Origin of the sequence: Phytoactinopolyspora halotolerans (assembly GCF_010550675.1) — a bacterium.
Classification (GTDB): Bacteria; Actinomycetota; Actinomycetes; order Jiangellales; family Jiangellaceae; genus Phytoactinopolyspora; species Phytoactinopolyspora halotolerans.
This window is the reverse complement of record NZ_JAAGOA010000043.1, coordinates 1-17,455: the sequence shown is the minus strand read 5'-3', so window position 1 is coordinate 17,455 and position 17,455 is coordinate 1. Positions and strand designations below refer to the sequence as shown.

Sequence of the window (17,455 nt, the reverse complement as noted above, 5' to 3'; positions counted from 1 at the left end):
GGTGACGTCGGCACGAGATGCCATCGACAACTCACTTCCCATGCCCCAGCAGCGTCGCCGTTACGCGGGCATTCCTACGTGAGGCACGGAGAGCGTGTCGCGGGCATTTTTCGTGAGTCTCGTCGTGGCGTTGTGGACGGCTCCAGCGGGCGTCATACTGGGAACCGTTATGTTGGCGCTCGGCGTCACATTCAGCACACCGGCGTTCTTCGCCGCCATATTCGCCACTGCCGCACCCGCTGAGCGTGGCGCGGCGTCGGGCACCGCCAGCATCTTCCTCGACCTGGGCCTCGGTGGCGGACCGATCCTGCTGGGCATGGTGGCGGCGGCGATGGGGATCTCCTGGGCCTTCGGCGTCGCCGCCGCGGTGGCGCTGGCCGGGTGCGCTTGGACGATGTCGTTGCGGCGCGCGACGACGGGTGGCGCCACCGGCGCATGCTGATCTGGTCGCACGGCCGCCTGTGATCGCCGTGGGTGGGCGCGAAAGCTGCTGTTGATCGTCATTAGCGCGATCGCCGGTGCAAGCGTGGTGATCACGGGATTGACCCTGCTGTCCGTCGTCGGCGTCGTCGTTCAGGTGCGTGCGGCGCGGCCGGCATGTTTGGTTCGAGAGGCATGGAGTCAGCCGGCGTAGTCCTCGGGCGGTTGCGGCCCATCGCCGCCGCAGCCCTCCGTCCGGCTCCGGGTCGCCCGCAGCCGGCCGAGCGCGAGCTGAACAACGTCGTCGGCGTCTGCCATATCCAGCGCCCGATCCACCACCACCGCGACGATCGATGTCCGCAGCTCCCGACCGGCCGCGATGGTGGTGGCGGCGTCCCATGCCAGCGCCGGACCGGCACCGATGTAGTCGGACGCGCGCACGAACCACGGCAGCGGATCCGGCTCGGGCTGCACCAGCAGCAACGTCGTCCACCCGTGGGTATGCCGCCGGCAGATCGCGACCCACGACCCACGGGACCCGTGTGCGGCGGCTTCACCCTCGGCGTCGGGCGTGCGTACGACGGTCTCCAGGTCGAGCGGGAGCCGCCAGAAGATCCCGCCGTAGCCGGCACCAGGCCGGCCGTTGACCGCTGGGCTGCTGAACGTCAGGGGGCGACGGTCCGCGAAAAGCCGGCTGGACCACGCCAGCGCCCACGACTCGACCTCGGGCAGCAGCACCCCCGTGAGTGTGCGGTGTTCCAGCAGATGCTCGGCACCGTCGTGGTCGTACCAGCGCACATCCTGCTCCAGCGTCGCGCCGTCGTCGGCCACCCGGACCGCCGTGCGCACCTGGCGCCCGTGGTTCGCCAGCAGGGTGGGACCCTGGCCAGGGAGGTAGGTGCGTCCGCCCCAGTAGGACGTCCCGTCGACGTCGGCCACGGTCAGCGAGACGCCGTACTGGTGGCGGTGGTCGACCGGGCTGACCTCGGTCATGGGCCGGTGACGTAACGAGTGCACCGGATCGAGGTGGGGACGCGGGCTGTGCACCGTGGGCATGCCCTCACCCGAGGTGGCCCGGGCGAGCGGCGTGTCCAGCGCCCACAGCGTGGGATCGCCGTCGGTGCGCCACACCGCGCGGACGCTCCCCGCGGCGGCCGCGGAGCCGAGCCCGGCGGTGCCTGACGACGGGATCGGCAGACGGCGCGCCGGCGGCACCGGCCCGGTGCTCCCGCGGACCACCAGCGTGGCCGGCACCTGCTCGAGCGGTGCCTCACCCCGGTGGCCGTCGTAGGCGTTCATCCGGGCCTCGATCAGTTCCCAAGCGCGGCGACCGATCTGCTCCTGCGGCACGGACGCGGTGGTGAGGGGCGGGGTCGCGAACCGGCCGATCTCGATGTCGTCGAAACCGACGACGGAGATGTCGCCCGGGACGGCGACGCCGGTCTCGTTCAACCGTCCCACGAGGCCGTAGGCGACGAGATCGTTGTAGGCGACCACCGCCGTCGCTCCCGAGTCCAGCACCTCCTCGGCGACCCGGTAGCCGACGTCGATGGACGATCCGCCGTCGACCGTGGCGACGGTGAGGCCGAGCCGCCCGGCGATCGCGCGCAGGCCCGCGAGCCGTTCGGTGTTCGACACGCTGGCCTGCGGACCGGACACGTACACCAGCTCGCGGTGACCGAGCGAGACCAGGTGTTCGGCGATGGCGCGGATGCCGGCGGTGTGATCGATGGTGATCTGCGGGACACCCGGGACGTCGACCGTGCGGTTCACGACGACGGCGGGCCGCGTCTCCAGAAGCAGAGCTGCGAGCTCGGCGTCGGGCATCCGCGGCGCGACGAGCGCGAGCGCGTCGCAGCGCGACCTGGCCTCGAGGGCGATCTTCGCCTCGTGCTGGACGCGTTCGCGGGTCTCGGTGACGAGCACGCGATAGCCGTGCTCGTCCGCGCCCGACATGGCACCGCGCAGGATCTGCAGGAAGTACGGGTTGCCGAGGTCGGGTACCACGACCGCGAGTGTCTCGGTGCGCCCCAGCGACAGGCTCCGTGCCAGGCTGCTGGGCCGGTACCGGAGCTTGTCGGCCGCGGCCAAGACCCGTTCGACGATCGCCGGCGCGACGGTCGAACGCCCGTTCATGACCCGCGACACCGTCGACTGGGAGACCCCGGCGGCCTCCGCCACCTGGGCGATCGTCGCCCCCTCCTTGAAGCTGCGGGCCATCACCTGCTCCTGTGCGTCTCGGGCCCGGTCACGGTCACCGGGCCGAAGGCGGCGACGTCGTCGGTGCCGGCCGGTGCACCGATGGGTGCGACGCCGAACAGACCGATCTCCGCGCCGATCCAGTGTCCTCCGGTGGCCTGGTATGGCTCGTCGAGCAGCGTCCACTCGGTCGCACCGGGTGCGCGCCAGGAGAACGTCACGGCGCCGGCATCGTCGGACTCCACCCGCAGCTCGACGCATGCCTCGGCCGTGACGCCGTCGGCGACGAGCGCGGCCGCCCGGCTTTCCTCGACGCCGACGCCGACGCCGACGCCGACGCCGACGCCGTCGGAACGGCGGCACACGACGTCAGCACCGGCCGGGGTGCGGATCAGTCCCGCCCACGCGTACTCGCGGCCGAGTACGACGACGCCGGCGCGGGCGCCGGGCGGGCCGCCGTCGAGCCGCACCGTCGTCGTCCACGTGCTGGCCCGTCCGGGCAGGCGCTGCCCGAGTACCTGCCCGAGGCGGCGCAGGTCGCCGCGGTCCTCCGGCAGCACCCGCAGCCGGAGCGCGCCGTCGCCGGTGGAATGCAGCCAGGAGCTGTGCGGGTTCGCCTGCCAATGCCACACCGGGCGCGGAACAGGCGTGTCGAATCCGTCCGAGCAGTCGAGGTCGGAGTGGTCGAGCTCGGAGTGGCCGAGACCGGGGCCGTCGGGTGCCGGCGCGGGGGAGAACTCCGCCGACGCCACGGGACGACCTGATCCGGGCGCGGTCGCGATCTCCTCGCCGATCCGCGGCCAGCCGTCGGCGGCCCAGGTCATCGGCTGCAGGTGCACCACTCGGCCGAAGGCGCCGCGGTCCTGGAAGTGTACGAACCAGTGTCTTGAGTCCGCGGTGTCGACCCACGCGCCCTGGTGTGGCCCGTTGACATCCGTGCCGCCCTGCTCCAGTACCACGCGATGCTCGTACGGACCGTAGACGTCGCGTGAGCGGAAGGCGTACTGCCAACCGGTGGCGACGCCGCCCGCGGGCGCGAAGATCCAGTACCAGCCGTCACGTGTGTACAGTTTGGGACCCTCGAGTGTGCGGCAACCGGGGATCTCGTCGCCGTCGACGACGGTGCGGGGCTCGGCGATGATCCGCTCGAGCCCGGGGTCCACCTCGACCACCGTGAGCCGGTTCGCCACGCCGCTGCGGCTGCGCGCCCAGCCGTGCACCAGATAGGCGCGGCCGTCGTCGTCCCAGAGTGGGCACGGGTCGATGATGCCGCGGCCGGGCAGCAGAAGGTGTGGCGTGCTCCAAGGGCCGGCCGCGCGGGTCGCCCAGGTGACGTAGACCCCGTGGTCCGGATCCGGGTACACGATGACGAACCGCCCATCGTGGTGGCGGATGCTGGGCGCCCACACCCCGGAGCCGTGCCTGGGCAGCGCGTAGTGGTCGGCCGGGGGCAGCGCCGTCAAGGCGTGCCCGGCGAAGCGCCAATGCACCAGATCGCGCGAGGTCAGCACCGGCAGTCCCGGCACCCGGTTGAAGCTGGAGGCCACCAGGTAGTACTCCGCCCCGACACGGATCACGTCAGGGTCGGGCCAGTCGGCGTCGAGGACGGGGTTCGTGTAGGTCGGCATCGTGGCCTTCCAGTTGGGGAACCGATTCCCAGACATGCTAACCCGCGTTCATCGCATGGTACGAGCAGGCATTCCGGGATGACACCATCCGAGGAGAAAGCGGTTACTAAGGTCAGGTCGCCGGATGCCGAGCATCCGCGCAGGTCACCGGCGTCGTACCGAGGACGATTGCGGGTGTCCTGGGAAGACGTCGATTCCGCGACATGTCGGGAATCGGTTCCCGAGCCCTTGTGATCGTCTCCAGTGCGTGTTACGTTTCTCGGCCAGAAAGCGGTTCCTCGCCGTCCTGGAGGGGGACTCCCGACCTCAAGGAAGAGAATGGGGGCGCCGATGAGCACGGCGACGCCGGCACCGCCCACACGGCAGGACCGCACCGCGTCCGACGCGTCCGGTTCCGGTGTGCCGCGACGCACGCGGGACACGCGGCGCATGTGGGCGACCGTGTGGCGGCGCAGGGCGTTGTACCTGATGATCCTGCCGGGTGCGGTCTATTTCCTGATCTTCAAGTACCTTCCCATGGGCGGCCTGGCAATCGCTTTCCAGGATTACCGGCCGTTCCTGGGCTTCAGCGGTAGCGAGTGGGTCGGGTTCGACCATTTCATCCGCCTGTTCACCGAGGACACGTTCTTCCTCCTGCTGCGCAACACCCTGACGATCTCATTCCTGCTGCTCGTCTTCGCGTTCCCGGTGCCGATCATCCTGGCGCTGCTGATCAACGAGGTGCGGCTGAGGTTCGTCAAGAGGTCGGTGCAGACGATCATCTACCTGCCGCATTTCATGTCCTGGGTCATCATCGTCTCGCTGTTCTACGTGATGCTCACCACCGACGGCGGCAGCATCAACAACGTGATCGTCGCGGCGGGCGGCGAGCCGATCTCGTTCCTGACCGATCCGGCGTGGTTGCGGCCGATGTACGTCATGCAGGAGATCTGGCGCAATGCGGGCTGGGGCACCATCATCTACCTGGCCGCGATCACCACGGTGGACACCCAGCTCTACGAGTCGGCCGCGATCGACGGCGCCGGGCGCCTGCGGCAGGCCTGGCACATCACGCTCCCGGCGATCCGCCCGACGATCATCGTGCTGCTCATCCTGAACATCGGCGACTTCCTGGAGCTGGGGTTCGAGCACATGTTCCTGGTGATGAACTCGCTGAACCGCGAGGTCGGCGAGATCTTCGACACGTATGTCTACAACACGGGCATCGTCAACGGGCAGTTCAGCTATGCGGCCGCGGTCGGCATGTTCAAGGGCATCGTCGGACTGATCCTGGTGGTGCTCGCCAACCGTCTCGCCAGGCGCTTCGGAGAGGAGGGCGTCTACTGAACGGTCCGGCTACCGGGCAGTTCGGGGACGGCACGCGATGTTCTCCTTCGACACTTTCGTACGCATCAACTCGTTCCTGGCGAACGGGTACCGGCTGATCTACCTCAACCTGCTCTGGCTGGGCACCACCGTGGTCGGACTTGTGCTCTTCGGCGCGGGGCCCGCGTCGTACGCCCTGGCGAAGTACATCGACCGATGGTTCCGGTGCGGCGAGCAGCCGCCGATGACACGCACCTTCGTCGCCTACGTGCGCGAGCGGTACTGGCGCTCGGCCGCGGTGGGCTGGATCTACCTCGGCGCGGGCACGGTGATCGTGACGAACGTCTTCGCCGGCTGGAACTGGTACGTCCAGATGCTCAACGTCTTCGCGCTCGTCGCGTTCGCCGTATCACTGTTCTACGTCTTCTCGGTGATGGCCGCGCTCGAGCTGCGCACGATCCGCGACACCATCGCGGCCTCCCTGCTCATCGGGTTCGGCTCACTGCACTGGACCGTGATCGGCGGTACCGCGGTCCTCGCGCTGACGTTCCTGATGTCGCAGAACGCATTCCCCCTGCTCATCCTGTTCGGGGTCGCCGTACCGGCGGCCGCCGCCGGGCTGATCACCCGCGTCGTCTACCGCGACCTCGAACCCACGGCACGTCAATGGCGAAACCCCACCCACCCAACGGGCGACGACGCACGCAAGCCAGCATTCACCGTCACGAGAGGAAGCACACCATGAGAAGGAATCAGCTCCCCGCGATCGCCGGGACGGCGGCATGCGCCCTAGTGCTCACCGCGTGCGGTGGCGACGGCGGTGGCAGCGGAGGAGGCGAAGGCGCCGAGAAGGACACCATCAGCTGGATGAGCGTGGTGCACACGCCGACCACCCCGGAGACGGACGGGGTCATCGAGTCCGCGCTGCAGGACTACACGGGCATGGAGATCGAGTTCCAGTGGGTGCCCGCGGCCAACGCCGATGAGAAGATCAACTCAGCTCTGGCCTCGGACTCGCTGCCCGACCTGGTCGACCTGGGCAACATCACCAACACGACCGTTCGCCAGGCGATGACGCAGGGGCAGTTCTGGGAGGTCGAGGAGTATCTCTCGGAGTTCGACAACCTCTCGCAGATCCCGCCGGAGACCATCGAGTCGGCGAAGATCAACGGCACCCTGTACGGCGTTCCGAAACAGAAGCCCATGGCGCGTTACGGGGTGCTGGTGCGCCAGGACTGGCTGGACAACCTCGGGCTTGAGGTGCCGCACACGATCGAGGAACTGACCGAGGTGGCCATCGCCTTCGCGGAAGATGACCCGGACGGCAACGGCAAGGACGACACCACCGGGTTCTACGACCGGGAGGAGTCCTTCCAGCTGGGCTTCCGCTCACTCGCCGGGTACTTCGGGGCCGGCCAGCGGTTCGAGCTGAACGACGCGGGCGAGGTGATCCCGTCCTTCACGACGGATGCGTGGAAGGAGGCGATGGAGTGGTATCGCAGCCTCTACGACAAGGGCGCGATCAACAAGGAGTTCGTCACGCTGCAGAAGCAGAATCAGTACGACGGCATCTACCAGGGCAAGGGCGGCATCGTCGTCACCGGCCTGTTCGAGGCGCGGGGCTTCTACGAGGGCGGTCTCGCCGCGGACCCGGACACCACCATGGAGTGGGCCCTGATCAACGACATGACCTACGACGACGTCCCGCGCCGGATCCTGACCGACACGAACGGCGGCATGGGCGGCTGGTTCGCGATCCCGCGTTCGACCGTGGAGACCGAGGAGGAGCTGCGGGTCGTGCTCGGCTTCATCGACTCGCTGCTGGACGAAGAGCCGTTCACCCTGATGACCAACGGCATCGAGGGTGACCACTTCGAATTCGACGATGACGGTGTGGTCTCCATCCTGGACCAGACGAAGTGGGAGCAGGAGGTTCAGCCGTTCGCCTCCTCGCGGCCGTCGGATCTGGTGGTCACCTTCCCTTCGGCGCAGCCGTACGTCGACCTCGGCAATGAGCTGATGGAGGAGAACGCCGAGTACGTGGTGCTGAACCCGGCGCAGTCGCTGACATCGGAGACCTTCGACGCGCGGTGGTCGGTCATCGAGCAGCAGGCCAACGACGCCTACAACCAGTACATGATGGGCCAGATCGACATGGATCAGTACGAGGCCACGATCGATGCCCTCGGCGGCGAAGGCCTGGACCAGATCGTCGAGGAGTTCACCGCGGCCCACGCCGAGGCCAACGGCTGACGGCAGGCGTCCCACCGGAGCACCCGAGGAGACCCAGTGCAGGACATCCGAGCTTTCGGCGCGCGGGCGGACACGGAGTCCACGAAGGCGATCCAGGCGGCGATCGACGCGGCGGCCGACGAGGGCGGCGGCACCGTCGTCGTCCCCGCCGGCCGGTACCTGACCGGTGCGCTGCGGCTGCGTTCCCACGTCGAGCTTCACCTCGACGCGGGTGCGCACCTGCGGTTCGTGTCCGACCCCGGTGCCTTCCCCGTGGTCGAGGCACGCTGGGAGGGTGCGGCCGCTCGGGTTCACCAGCCCTGCCTGTACGCGTCCGGGGAGACCGGCGTCGCCATCACTGGGTCCGGCACCGTCGACGGGCAGGGTCGGCCGTGGTGGGACGCGGTCCGCGGTGAACGAGCCGCGCTCGCGCACCCCCGGCCGACCCTGATCGGCCTGCATGAGTGCCGCCAGGTGACGATCCGCGACGTGACCTTGCGTGATTCGCCGAGCTGGACCGTGCACCCCCTGCTGTGCGACGACGTCACGATCACCGGCATCAGGATCGTCAACCCGCACGACTCACCCAACACCGACGGGATCGACCCCGAGTCGTGCCGGAACGTGCGCATCAGCGACTGCCACATCGACGTCGGAGACGACTGCATCGCCATCAAGGCCGGAAGCGAGTGGGCGCCCGAGAAGGTGCCCTGCGAGAACATCGTGATCACCGGGTGCACCATGGTGCACGGGCACGGCGGCGTGGTCATCGGCTCGGAGATGAGTGGCGGTGTACGCAACGTGGTCGTGAGCGGCTGCGTCTTCCAGGGCACCGACCGCGGCATCCGGCTGAAGTCACGGCGCGGGCGTGGCGGGATCGTGGAGGACGTCCGGGTGACCAATGTGATCATGGACGGAGTCCTCTGTCCGCTGGTGGTGAATGCGTTCTACTTCTGCGGCCCCGGCGGGAAGGACCCGGTCGTCGCCGACCGCTCTCCGCAGCCGGTCGACGTCTCGACGCCGCTGTTCCGCCGCATCCACCTCGCGCACGTCACGGCCCGCAACGTGCACGCCGCCGCGGGCTTCGTGTACGGCCTGCCGGAGCAGCCGGTCGAGGACCTCACCCTCGACGACGTCGCGATCTCGTTCGCCGACAACGCCGTGGCGGGGCAGCCGGCGATGGCGACGGGCGTGGACGACGTCGCGCGGGCGGGTCTGCGGGTCGGCTACGTGCGGGACCTCGACCTCTCCCGCGTCCGGATCGACGGCTGCGACGAACTCGGCATCCAGCTGGAACACGGCGAGGACGTGCGCCACCACGACGTGCGGGTGAACGGTCACGAGGTGGGGGCGATCGGTGAGTGATACGACACGTACTGAGGCGCCGCCGCGGCGCACCGGCGAGATCGTGCTCGCCGTCGTCGGCATGGTCGTCTCCGGGCTCTTCCTCGGCGGGTTCGCCGTCGTCATTAACGGGGTCGACGAGCGGGTGTTCCTCGCCGAGGTCTACCCGGCCATGACGTCCGCCGGGATCGCCGTCGCGGAACCTGGAGACCCAGCCCACGCCGCCCAGGGGAACGACGCGTATCAGGCCGCCCGGACCCTGGCCGGGTGGTTCGGCTTCACCCTGCTGGCGGTACTGGCGACCAACGCCGTGGGGATCTTCCTCGCGCGCCGCCGCCCATGGCGGGGCATAGCGGGCTGGTGGTTCCTCGCCGCCGGCCTGTTCTGCCTGATCGGCAGCCAACTGGTCCTGTACCCGGTCGCGTTTCTGTTCTTCCTCGCCGCAGGGCTGTTCGCGGTGCGGAAGATCCCGCCGCCCGAACCGATGGGAGCGCCTGAATGAGCACGAATGTCACGGCCGGCGACGTGGCGCGGCTTGGCCGCGGTCCGTCCAGTCGCAGTCCCCGTGGCCGCACTACGGTGGGGCGCAAGGTGTTCCACGTGATCAACGCCGTGGTGCTCGGCGGGTTCACGCTGATCTGTCTGCTGCCGTTCCTCAACGTGATCGGCAGCTCGTTCGCCACCCCGGGCGAGCTGACGAACCGGGCGTTCATCATCATCCCGGAGACGTTCTCCACGGACGCGTACCGGTACATCTTCTCCACGCCGACCATCGCCCGGGCCATGGGGGTGTCGATGTTCGTCACCGTCGTCGGCACGTTCATTAGCCTGGTCCTGACCTCGCTCATGGCCTACGGGCTGTCGAAACCGGGGCTGCCCGGGCGGCGGGTGCTGAACTTCCTGGTCATCTTCACCATGCTGTTCAGCGGCGGCATGATCCCCACGTTCCTGGTCGTCGATGCGATGGGACTGATCGACTCGTTGTGGGCGCTGATCCTGCCGGTGTCGATCAACGCGTTCAACTTCGTCATCATGCGCAACTTCTTCCAGGGCATCCCGGACAGCCTGGAGGAGGCTGCCCGGATCGACGGTTGCTCCGAGTTCGGCGTCTACTGGCGCATCGTGCTGCCCCTGTCGATGGCGTCGATCGCCACGATCGGCCTGTTCTACGCGGTGTCGTACTGGAACACCTACCAGCACGCGATCCTCTACATCAACGACTCGGAGAAGTGGCCGATCCAGGTGCTGCTACGCCAGATCGTCATCGTGTCCAGCGGGTTGAACGCGGACGCGAACGTCGTCGACATCGTCCCGCCGGCGCAGTCGGTCCGGATGGCGGTGATCGTCGTCGCCACGCTTCCGATGCTGCTGCTCTACCCGTTCATCCAGCGCTACTTCGTCAAGGGCGCGCTGCTCGGCTCGGTCAAGGGGTGACCGGGGCTGCATACGTCGGCCAGGCGAGCTGTGTCCGGCCGGAACCATGTCCCACTATCGCAAGGAGGACAGGCGGATGAGGAAGCTGACGACGGTGTCGGCGATAGGCATGCTCGTCGCTGGGAGCCTGACCATGTCGGGCACGTCCCACGGCGCGACCGACGCGGAACGGCCAGGCGACCGCGGTCACGATCGCGGACGGGAGGTACTTGCGCCGGACGACGGGTGGGCGGCCGCCGAGGGCGGCACCACCGGGGGCGCGGAGGCGGCGTCCGAGCACGTCTACACCGTGCGGACGCAGGCCGAGCTCAGGGAAGCAGTTCAGGGCGATCATCCGAAGATCGTCTACGTCGAGGGCGACATCGATGCGATGACCGACGACGACGGGAATGCGCTTGCCTGCGACGACTTCAACGATCCGGACTACGACTTCGACGCCTACCTCGAGGCATACGACCCGGCGCACTGGGACGGTCGGGCCGCGGGTCCACTGGAAGACGCACGGCGGCGGTCGGCGAGTAACCATGCTGGACACGTCCGGGTCGAGATCGGGTCTAACACGACCGTGATCGGACTCGGCGCCGCGTCCGTGACGAACGCGGCCTTCCGCCTGGAGAGCGTCCACAACGTGATCATCCGCAACCTGGGGATCCACGACGCTTACGACTGCTTCCCGCAGTGGCGAGGCAGCGACTGGGACGCGCAGTACGACAACATCGAGATCTCCAGGTCCACGCATGTCTGGATCGACCACGTCACCCTCACCAACGGGGACACCGTGGACAGCAACGAACCGCACCACCTGGGCGCGATCTACGACCGGCACGACGGCCTGCTGGACATCGCCCGGGAGAGCGACCTGGTCACCGTCTCCTGGAGCGTCCTCGCCGATCACGACAAGTCGCTGCTCTGGGGCAACGGCGACAACCGGCCCGAAGACCGGGGCAAGTTGCGGATCACCTTGCACCACAACCACTTGGTCAACCTGACCCAGCGCGCTCCGCGGGTCCGCTACGGGCAGGTGCACGTGTACAACAACCTGTATACGCATGCGGCGGACTCGGACTACCCGTACGGCTACTCGTGGGGTGTAGGCGTCGAGTCGGCGATCTACGCGGAGAACAACATCTTCCAGCTTTCCGACGGCATCACGTCCGACCGCATCATTCAGGCGTGGGGCGGGACCGCGATCCACGAGTCCGGCACTGTGGTCAACGGTCGTGACACGGACGTGCTCGCCGCCTTCAACGACGCCAACGAATCCGATCTCGCCGGCGACGTCGGATGGAAGCCGGAACTGCACGGCACCATCCATACGACCCGGGCCGTGCCGGGGCTTGTCCGCTCCGGCGCGGGTGCCGGCAAACTGCGCGCCGTCCGTCCAGGTTCCGAGGTGAGGTGACCCACCGGTCGGGGTGACGAGGGATCGGTGGTGATCCACCGGTCTCTCGTCACCGTGCGTGGAGCGTGAGATCGCCGCCGGATCGGTAGGCGCCGCAGAAGGTCCACCGGGGGTCGAACGTCTCGCCGAAGCCCTGGCCTCGAGCGGTGATCGTCCCGTCTTCTCCGACGTGCAGGCGCAGCCGGACGACGGCGAGCTCGTCGTCGACGACCCAGCACACGACGTCGAGCGTGCGCGGCGCCGCCCAGCCTGCGGTGACGACGGCGGGCCGCGACTCCGGACCGAACGGCTGCGGCGTCGCGGCGCCGCACACCAGCTCCAGCGACCAGTCGTCCGACGGTGAGCGGAGGGTCCCGCCGTCGGCGGTCACGTCGAGCTCGAGGTCGCCCGGCCACGCGTCGTCGGCGCATGCGGCGAACCGGCCCGTCGTCGGCACCGCGTGCGCGGCGTCGTGTGCCGGCAGCGGCCAGGAGAGCTCGGTCTCCGCCTCGGTACTTGCTGGCCTCAGTCCCGTCGCCGGGCGTCCCGTGCTCTGCTCGACGAGCGGGGCGACGAGGTGGCGCAGCACCAGGTCGAGTAGCCGCTGGTCACCGCCCTGGACCGGCTGGGTGTCCGCGGTGACGACCACGGCCAGTCGATGCTCGGGGTCGCCGTACACGATCTGACCGCCCAGGCCGAACATGAGGAACCCACCCTGCGGGGGCAGCCAGAACTGGTAGCCGTACCCGCCGCGGAACGGCGCACCCCAGGTGTGCATGGCGGTGTCGGCCTGGACGGTGGTGGCCGCGCGCAGGTAGTCCGCCGGCAGCAGGCGCGCACCGTCTCCGACGCCGTCGTCGAGCAGCAGGTGGGCGAGGAGCAGCAGGTCGCGCGGCGTGCAGATCAGCCCGGAGCCGCCGTGGCTGACCGGTTCCGGGCCGGTGAGAAACCGGACATGCTCGCTCGCGCCGAGCGGGTCGAGCAGGCGCGGGCGCAGGTAATCCACGAGGGATGTCCCGGCGACCCGCTCGACGAGTGCCGCCAGTACGTACGAGGCGCTCGTGTCGTAGGTGAAACCGGTACCCGGCGGGTGGGTCGGCGGCACGGTGAAGTACGACTCCAGCCAGCCGCCCTCGAAGAGCTTGTACGTGGTGGCGGCGTGCGGCCCGAGCATGGACAGCATGTGGCGCAGCGTCGTCGCCTCCACCCATGGGTGGCAGGGGCCGAACTCGGGGAAGTGGCTCGTGACGGCGTCGTCGAGGCTGAGCCGCCCCTCGTCGGCGAGGAGGCCGACCGCCAAACCGGTGACCGTCTTGGAGATCGAGTACATCCGGTGCGGGGCGTGCACCCCCAACCCTGGGACAGCGGCACTGACCACCGGTTCGCCGTCAACCGTGACCTCGACACTGTGCACGGCGAAGCCGAGCCCGGTCGCGGCGCGCGATAAAGGCTCCAGTTCGGCGATGGGAGAGGACACGGATCCGCTCACTTCCATCCTTTTCGCTCCTTACCCCAGGTAGGACGGATGGTTTCCGCCGACTCGGTCGGCGCCTCGGGTGATCTGTACCGAGAACAGCTGGCCTACAGCAATGTAGAAGATGTCAAGTTCCAGTGATAGAGCGGTTACCTAGAGACGATCCGTGCGCCCGCACCCGTTCGAGCGCGCGGTAGTTCGACCGATGCGGTCACGGGTAGTGCGTCCAGGGCTTCGTGTCATCGGTTCTGCAGGCCTACTCCTCTTCCTCCTCATCATCGGACCATTCCGCACACTCACACTCGCATTCGTGATCGCTCCGCGTGGTGAGCATCGGCCGGTTCTGTTCGTTGGCGATCATCGCGTACAGCGAGAGCGCTTCTGCTGGCTCGAGTTCTCGCAGCCGAACGATCGTCTTGTGATCCTGATCCTTTTGCGGATTCAGGATCACGCCGAGCTGTACGTAGACGTTCTGATCATTGATGTAGCTCAAGGTGTCACCTCTCCGATAACGGCCCCGATAGTTGCGGCAATCCAGAGCATCGGTCGTCCACGCAGGGCGGGCGCGAGCACGCCACCTGGACCGGGCAACGTCACAGCGTCGGAGGGACGCCACGCTTCGGACCCCCGCGAGTGATCTCGGCGCGCGGGCAGACGGACATCATCCGCGCAGAGATCGGCGATGGCAGGCTGATAGGTGATTCAGGGACCGAACCTAGCCGAGGCCGTGTTGCGCGCCCGGTCCGACGTGCACGCTGGCGAGGAACTCGATCATGGAGGATTCCTCCCAGCCGGCGTCGTGCGGATATTGGATGCGGACCACTCCGGTCGGCTCGCCGTCGACGGTCCGCGTGGAGATGATGGTGTGACCGGGATTCTCGGTTACCCAGAATCGGCGGCCGTCGTGCTCGACCTCCCGGCCTGTGAGCGGGTTGGAATCGAAGAGGATCACGAGCTTGCCCTGGAAGTCATGGGGCTCGTCTGAGGTCGAGCCGTCGTCGGGTGCGATCGTCACTGCGCTGGGCATCTGCGCTTGGACCGACCAGCCCTCCGGCGTCAGATCGAAGGTGTACGGCTCCGCGTCGAACTGCTGGTCCACGAGCTGAACTTCAGCAGCCGCAGCTGACGGTGGACTCGTAGGGGAGCCGTCCAGCACGACGACGGAGGCGGCCCCGACCAGAGCCGCCGTCGCCAGCGTGCTCACGCCGAGGCGGAACCGGCGGCGAGAGCGGGCGCGGACGGCGGCCTGCGCTCGGTCGAGGTCAGCGCTCGGGTCGGACGGGCGCGGCTCGTCGCCGGCGGCCACGTCGAGAGCGTGTTTGAGATCGGGAAGCGGAGTCATTCACGACACCTCCAGGTCGAGCTGATGGTCGGCGGTGGCAAGGAATTCACGCAGGTGAGCCAATGCTCGGGCATTCTGGGATTTCACGGTGCCGGCACGGCAACCGAGGATGCGGGCGGTCTCATCGACATCCAGGTCGTGCCAGTGACGTAGGACGACGACCGCACGCTGCCGCGGGGCGAGCGAAGAGAGCGCGTTGAGCACCAATGCCCGCAGGTCGAGGTCGGGGGAGGCGCCGGCAGGGTCACGGCCGAGTGCATCCATCGGTACGGCGACGCTTGTCTCACGTCGGCGGTGAGCGCGCCGGGCTTCGTCGATGAAGACGTTGGTCAGGCAGCGGCGCGAGTATGCGAGTGAGCTGTCCGCGCGCCGCACCTTCGACCACGAGAGGTACAGCCGGGTGAGGGTCGTCTGGACCAGGTCCTCGGCGTATGCCTCGTCTCCTGCGCACAGCAGGACCGCGGTGCGCACGAGGTCAGCCCGGTGCGCCCGGACGAACGCAACGAACTCTGCCGAACGCTCGCTATCTCGCATGGTGCTCCTTTCGCCTCGTTGACGGGTGCGGAGGCCCGGAAGGTTGCATCCCGGAGCGGGCAACCTGCCGGATGGTTCGCACCCGTCATCGGGGCATGAGGAGCATCATCGCAGCGCTTGTCACCACGCTCGCTGTGGGCGGCGTGGTCCTGAGCGGGATCGTGCTCCTGCTGCCGTCTGATAGCGAGCCTTCTGAAGGGACCGCTGCGCCGCCCACGTCCTCGCCGACGACATCGCCGATGACGGAATCCCGTGGCTCGCCGGCGCCCGATGACCCCAAGGACGACGGGGACGACGAGTTCGACCGCACCCGTCACTCCACGACGGATCCGACGAGTATCTGGGTAGTCGTCAACAAGAGACACCCGATCCAGCCCGAGGACTTCCGCCCTGAGGAGATGGCGCTGGTACGTGGCTACCAGGTCGCGAAGCCCGCCGCCGAACCGCTCGAACAACTCCTGGCTGACAGTGACGAACAAGGTCTGGGGTTCAAGATCGGCAGCGCGTTCCGGTCGTACGAGTATCAGCAAAGCGTCTACGCGGATACGGTCGCGGCCCGCGGCCAGGCCGCGGCCGACCAGGTCTCGGCCCGCCCCGGCCACAGCGAACACCAGACCGGCCTCGCCGTCGACCTGGTCACACCCGACGATCCTGCCTGCAGCTTCGAGACATGCTTCGGCGAGACCCCGGGTGGCCGGTGGCTGGCAGAGAACGCCTGGCGTTACGGGTTCATCATCCGCTACCAGCGCAGCCTCACCGAGATCACCGGATACAGCTACGAACCGTGGCACCTGCGATTCGTGGGCCGGCCACTGGCCGCCGAGCTTCGGCGTACCGGGATTGCCACCCTCGAGGAATTCTTCGACATCCCAGGCGGCGACTACGGCGCGGGGTGACCCGACGCGTCGGGCGAAACGTCGTTCCGTTCGTCACGGATGGTTGTTCCGTGATTCGGCCACAGATCACGTGGACGTCATGTCGGGTCCGTAGAAGTGCAGACCGGACCACGGCGATGATCCATGAACGACACACGATCGCGGTGGCGTGTCCGGAGAATGCCGCGGACGCCGATACCGGCCAACGAGGCCAACCCCACAATCGGCCGCGGCCGCACCACCCTGGAGGAGTGAAGTTCAATGGACGACGTCGTGGCGAGTGACGTCCCGCACGGAACCAGTGAGAAGAAGGTCCTGATCCTCATCTTCGACGGAGTCCGGTGGGACAAACTGCACGAGGCTCGGACGCCGAACATCGACGCGCTCGCTGCCGGAGGGCAACTCGGACGGACCATGACGTACGACCCGGACGAGTACTCCGCATTGACCGTCTCCGGACCCGGCCACAGCACCCTTCTCACCGGCGTATGGCCAGACAAGCATCGAGTGCTGTCGAACGCGATAGAACCGAACGAGCTGGACCGCTTCCCCGACGTTCTCACCCGGTTGAGGAGTGTCCGTCCGGACCTGTCCACATTCGCGATCGGCGACTGGCCGCCGTTGATGGAGCAGATCATCGACGCGCCGCACGTGAAGATCTTGTTTCCCTCCAACGAGGGTTCGGGCGAGGGTGCGTCATCCGCCCGGCAGATCATCGCCTGGACGTCGGAGACGTTGTCCAGGCACAACCCGGATGTCGGCTACGTCTACCTCATCCTCGCCGACGTGGCGGGGCACCGTTTCGGAGGTGCCTCAGCCGCCTACATCGAGGCGATCGAGCAACTCGACCGGGAGGTCGGCACACTCGTGCACGCGGTGCGCGCGCGGGCCACCTATGACCAGGAGGACTGGCTGATTCTTTCGGCGACGGACCATGGCCATCTGGACGAAGGCGGCCATGGCGGAGGTGAGCCGGAGGTTCGCGAGATCTGGACCCTTGCCGTCGGCGGCGACATCCGGCCGTCACCTGTAGGGGGTGCCGGCATGGCCATGGTGGACATCGTGCCTACCGCCCTGCGGCACCTTGGCATCGACGTCGACCCGGCCTGGCAGCTGGACGGCACCGCAGCCGACGAGCTCGACCAGGCATCGGAGCTCGCCTAGATGAGTGATTCCTTGAAGATCACGGTCGGCGCGTCGTGACCGGAGAAGTGGACGGAGGGTGTTCAAGATCAATGTGTGACGAAAGAACTGAACACCCTCCTGACTGCACTGTACGTATTGATC

16 protein-coding genes and 1 pseudogene are annotated in these 17,455 nt (G+C 68.0%); 10 read left to right on the top strand and 7 right to left on the bottom strand.

What is annotated here, in order from left to right; all coding sequences use genetic code 11:
* The first annotated feature begins 169 nt into the window (after positions 1-169).
* Positions 170-442: a hypothetical protein gene (locus G1H10_RS31825; RefSeq protein ID WP_163745311.1), complete on the top strand. Its 273-nt coding sequence runs from the start codon at positions 170-172 to the stop codon at positions 440-442.
* 179 nt (positions 443-621) lie between these two features.
* Here G1H10_RS31825 and G1H10_RS35235 read toward each other — a convergent pair whose 3' ends face one another.
* From G1H10_RS35235 to G1H10_RS33665, 3 genes and pseudogenes are all read right to left on the bottom strand, one after another.
* The gene (locus G1H10_RS35235) at positions 622-2,511 is read right to left on the bottom strand and encodes a DUF6807 family protein (RefSeq protein WP_281354516.1); all 1,890 of its coding nucleotides are present in this window, start codon (positions 2,509-2,511) and stop codon (positions 622-624) included.
* Positions 2,488-2,646: pseudogene (locus tag G1H10_RS35295) on the bottom strand (LacI family DNA-binding transcriptional regulator); the annotation flags it as partial. The pseudogene G1H10_RS35295 and the gene G1H10_RS35235, both read right to left, overlap by 24 nt.
* On the bottom strand, positions 2,640-4,247 hold the full coding sequence (locus G1H10_RS33665; RefSeq protein WP_246220203.1) for a glycoside hydrolase family 43 protein: 1,608 nt from the start codon (positions 4,245-4,247) through the stop codon (positions 2,640-2,642). The pseudogene G1H10_RS35295 and the gene G1H10_RS33665, both read right to left, overlap by 7 nt.
* 429 nt (positions 4,248-4,676) lie before the next feature.
* Here G1H10_RS33665 and G1H10_RS31810 point away from each other — a divergent pair, with 429 nt between their 5' ends.
* The 7 genes from G1H10_RS31810 (at position 4,677) to G1H10_RS31780 (ending at position 11,964) form a co-directional block, all read left to right on the top strand.
* Positions 4,677-5,573, top strand: coding sequence for an ABC transporter permease (locus G1H10_RS31810; protein WP_376778684.1), 897 nt, complete (start codon positions 4,677-4,679; stop codon positions 5,571-5,573).
* Positions 5,574-5,610: 37 nt separating this feature from the next.
* Entirely contained in the window at positions 5,611-6,297 is a 687-nt protein-coding gene (locus tag G1H10_RS31805; RefSeq protein ID WP_163745307.1) for a YesL family protein, read from the top strand.
* Entirely contained in the window at positions 6,294-7,805 is a 1,512-nt protein-coding gene (locus G1H10_RS31800; RefSeq protein WP_163745306.1) for an extracellular solute-binding protein, read from the top strand. Before G1H10_RS31805 ends, G1H10_RS31800 begins: the two co-directional genes overlap by 4 nt.
* 36 nt (positions 7,806-7,841) lie before the next feature.
* The gene (locus G1H10_RS31795) at positions 7,842-9,149 is read left to right on the top strand and encodes a glycoside hydrolase family 28 protein (protein WP_163745305.1); all 1,308 of its coding nucleotides are present in this window, start codon (positions 7,842-7,844) and stop codon (positions 9,147-9,149) included.
* The gene (locus tag G1H10_RS31790; protein WP_163745304.1) at positions 9,142-9,630 is read left to right on the top strand and encodes a hypothetical protein; all 489 of its coding nucleotides are present in this window, start codon (positions 9,142-9,144) and stop codon (positions 9,628-9,630) included. The genes G1H10_RS31795 and G1H10_RS31790 overlap by 8 nt, the downstream gene beginning before the upstream one ends.
* Positions 9,627-10,562, top strand: a complete 936-nt coding sequence (locus G1H10_RS31785) for a carbohydrate ABC transporter permease (protein WP_163745303.1) — start codon at positions 9,627-9,629, stop codon at positions 10,560-10,562. The genes G1H10_RS31790 and G1H10_RS31785 overlap by 4 nt, the downstream gene beginning before the upstream one ends.
* Positions 10,563-10,638: 76 nt before the next feature.
* Positions 10,639-11,964 carry a pectate lyase family protein gene (locus tag G1H10_RS31780; RefSeq protein ID WP_163745302.1) on the top strand — a complete coding sequence of 442 codons (1,326 nt, stop codon included), beginning with the start codon at positions 10,639-10,641 and terminating at the stop codon, positions 11,962-11,964.
* Positions 11,965-12,013: 49 nt separating this feature from the next.
* Here the strand turns inward: G1H10_RS31780 and G1H10_RS31775 are convergent, their stop codons facing one another.
* The 4 genes from G1H10_RS31775 to G1H10_RS31760 all read right to left on the bottom strand — a co-directional run bounded on the left by G1H10_RS31775 (position 12,014) and on the right by G1H10_RS31760 (position 15,293).
* Positions 12,014-13,420: a serine hydrolase domain-containing protein gene (locus G1H10_RS31775; protein WP_163745301.1), complete on the bottom strand. Its 1,407-nt coding sequence runs from the start codon at positions 13,418-13,420 to the stop codon at positions 12,014-12,016.
* Positions 13,421-13,673: 253 nt separating this feature from the next.
* Positions 13,674-13,910: a hypothetical protein gene (locus G1H10_RS31770; protein WP_163745300.1), complete on the bottom strand. Its 237-nt coding sequence runs from the start codon at positions 13,908-13,910 to the stop codon at positions 13,674-13,676.
* 222 nt (positions 13,911-14,132) lie between these two features.
* Positions 14,133-14,759, bottom strand: a complete 627-nt coding sequence (locus G1H10_RS31765; protein WP_163745299.1) for a hypothetical protein — start codon at positions 14,757-14,759, stop codon at positions 14,133-14,135.
* Entirely contained in the window at positions 14,760-15,293 is a 534-nt protein-coding gene (locus G1H10_RS31760; RefSeq protein WP_163745298.1) for a SigE family RNA polymerase sigma factor, read from the bottom strand.
* 95 nt (positions 15,294-15,388) lie between these two features.
* Here G1H10_RS31760 and G1H10_RS31755 point away from each other — a divergent pair, with 95 nt between their 5' ends.
* Entirely contained in the window at positions 15,389-16,189 is an 801-nt protein-coding gene (locus G1H10_RS31755; protein ID WP_163745297.1) for a M15 family metallopeptidase, read from the top strand.
* Between the two features lie 240 nt (positions 16,190-16,429).
* Complete coding sequence (locus G1H10_RS31750) at positions 16,430-17,332, top strand: alkaline phosphatase family protein (protein WP_163745296.1); 903 nt, start codon at positions 16,430-16,432, stop codon at positions 17,330-17,332.
* Positions 17,333-17,455 lie beyond the last annotated feature (123 nt).

Excerpts from the sequence above, each read along its gene's own strand:
- G1H10_RS31825 (WP_163745311.1), top strand. The coding sequence starts at position 170 with ATGTTGGCGCTCGGCGTCACATTCAGCACACCGGCGTTCTTCGCCGCC.
- G1H10_RS33665 (WP_246220203.1), bottom strand. The coding sequence starts at position 4,247 with ATGCCGACCTACACGAACCCCGTCCTCGACGCCGACTGGCCCGACCCT.
- G1H10_RS31810 (WP_376778684.1), top strand. The coding sequence starts at position 4,677 with ATGTGGGCGACCGTGTGGCGGCGCAGGGCGTTGTACCTGATGATCCTG.
- G1H10_RS31805 (WP_163745307.1), top strand. The coding sequence starts at position 5,611 with ATGTTCTCCTTCGACACTTTCGTACGCATCAACTCGTTCCTGGCGAAC.
- G1H10_RS31800 (WP_163745306.1), top strand. The coding sequence starts at position 6,294 with ATGAGAAGGAATCAGCTCCCCGCGATCGCCGGGACGGCGGCATGCGCC.
- G1H10_RS31785 (WP_163745303.1), top strand. The coding sequence starts at position 9,627 with ATGAGCACGAATGTCACGGCCGGCGACGTGGCGCGGCTTGGCCGCGGT.
- G1H10_RS31780 (WP_163745302.1), top strand. The coding sequence starts at position 10,639 with ATGAGGAAGCTGACGACGGTGTCGGCGATAGGCATGCTCGTCGCTGGG.
- G1H10_RS31765 (WP_163745299.1), bottom strand. The coding sequence starts at position 14,759 with ATGACTCCGCTTCCCGATCTCAAACACGCTCTCGACGTGGCCGCCGGC.
- G1H10_RS31760 (WP_163745298.1), bottom strand. The coding sequence starts at position 15,293 with ATGCGAGATAGCGAGCGTTCGGCAGAGTTCGTTGCGTTCGTCCGGGCG.
- G1H10_RS31755 (WP_163745297.1), top strand. The coding sequence starts at position 15,389 with ATGAGGAGCATCATCGCAGCGCTTGTCACCACGCTCGCTGTGGGCGGC.
- G1H10_RS31750 (WP_163745296.1), top strand. The coding sequence starts at position 16,430 with ATGGACGACGTCGTGGCGAGTGACGTCCCGCACGGAACCAGTGAGAAG.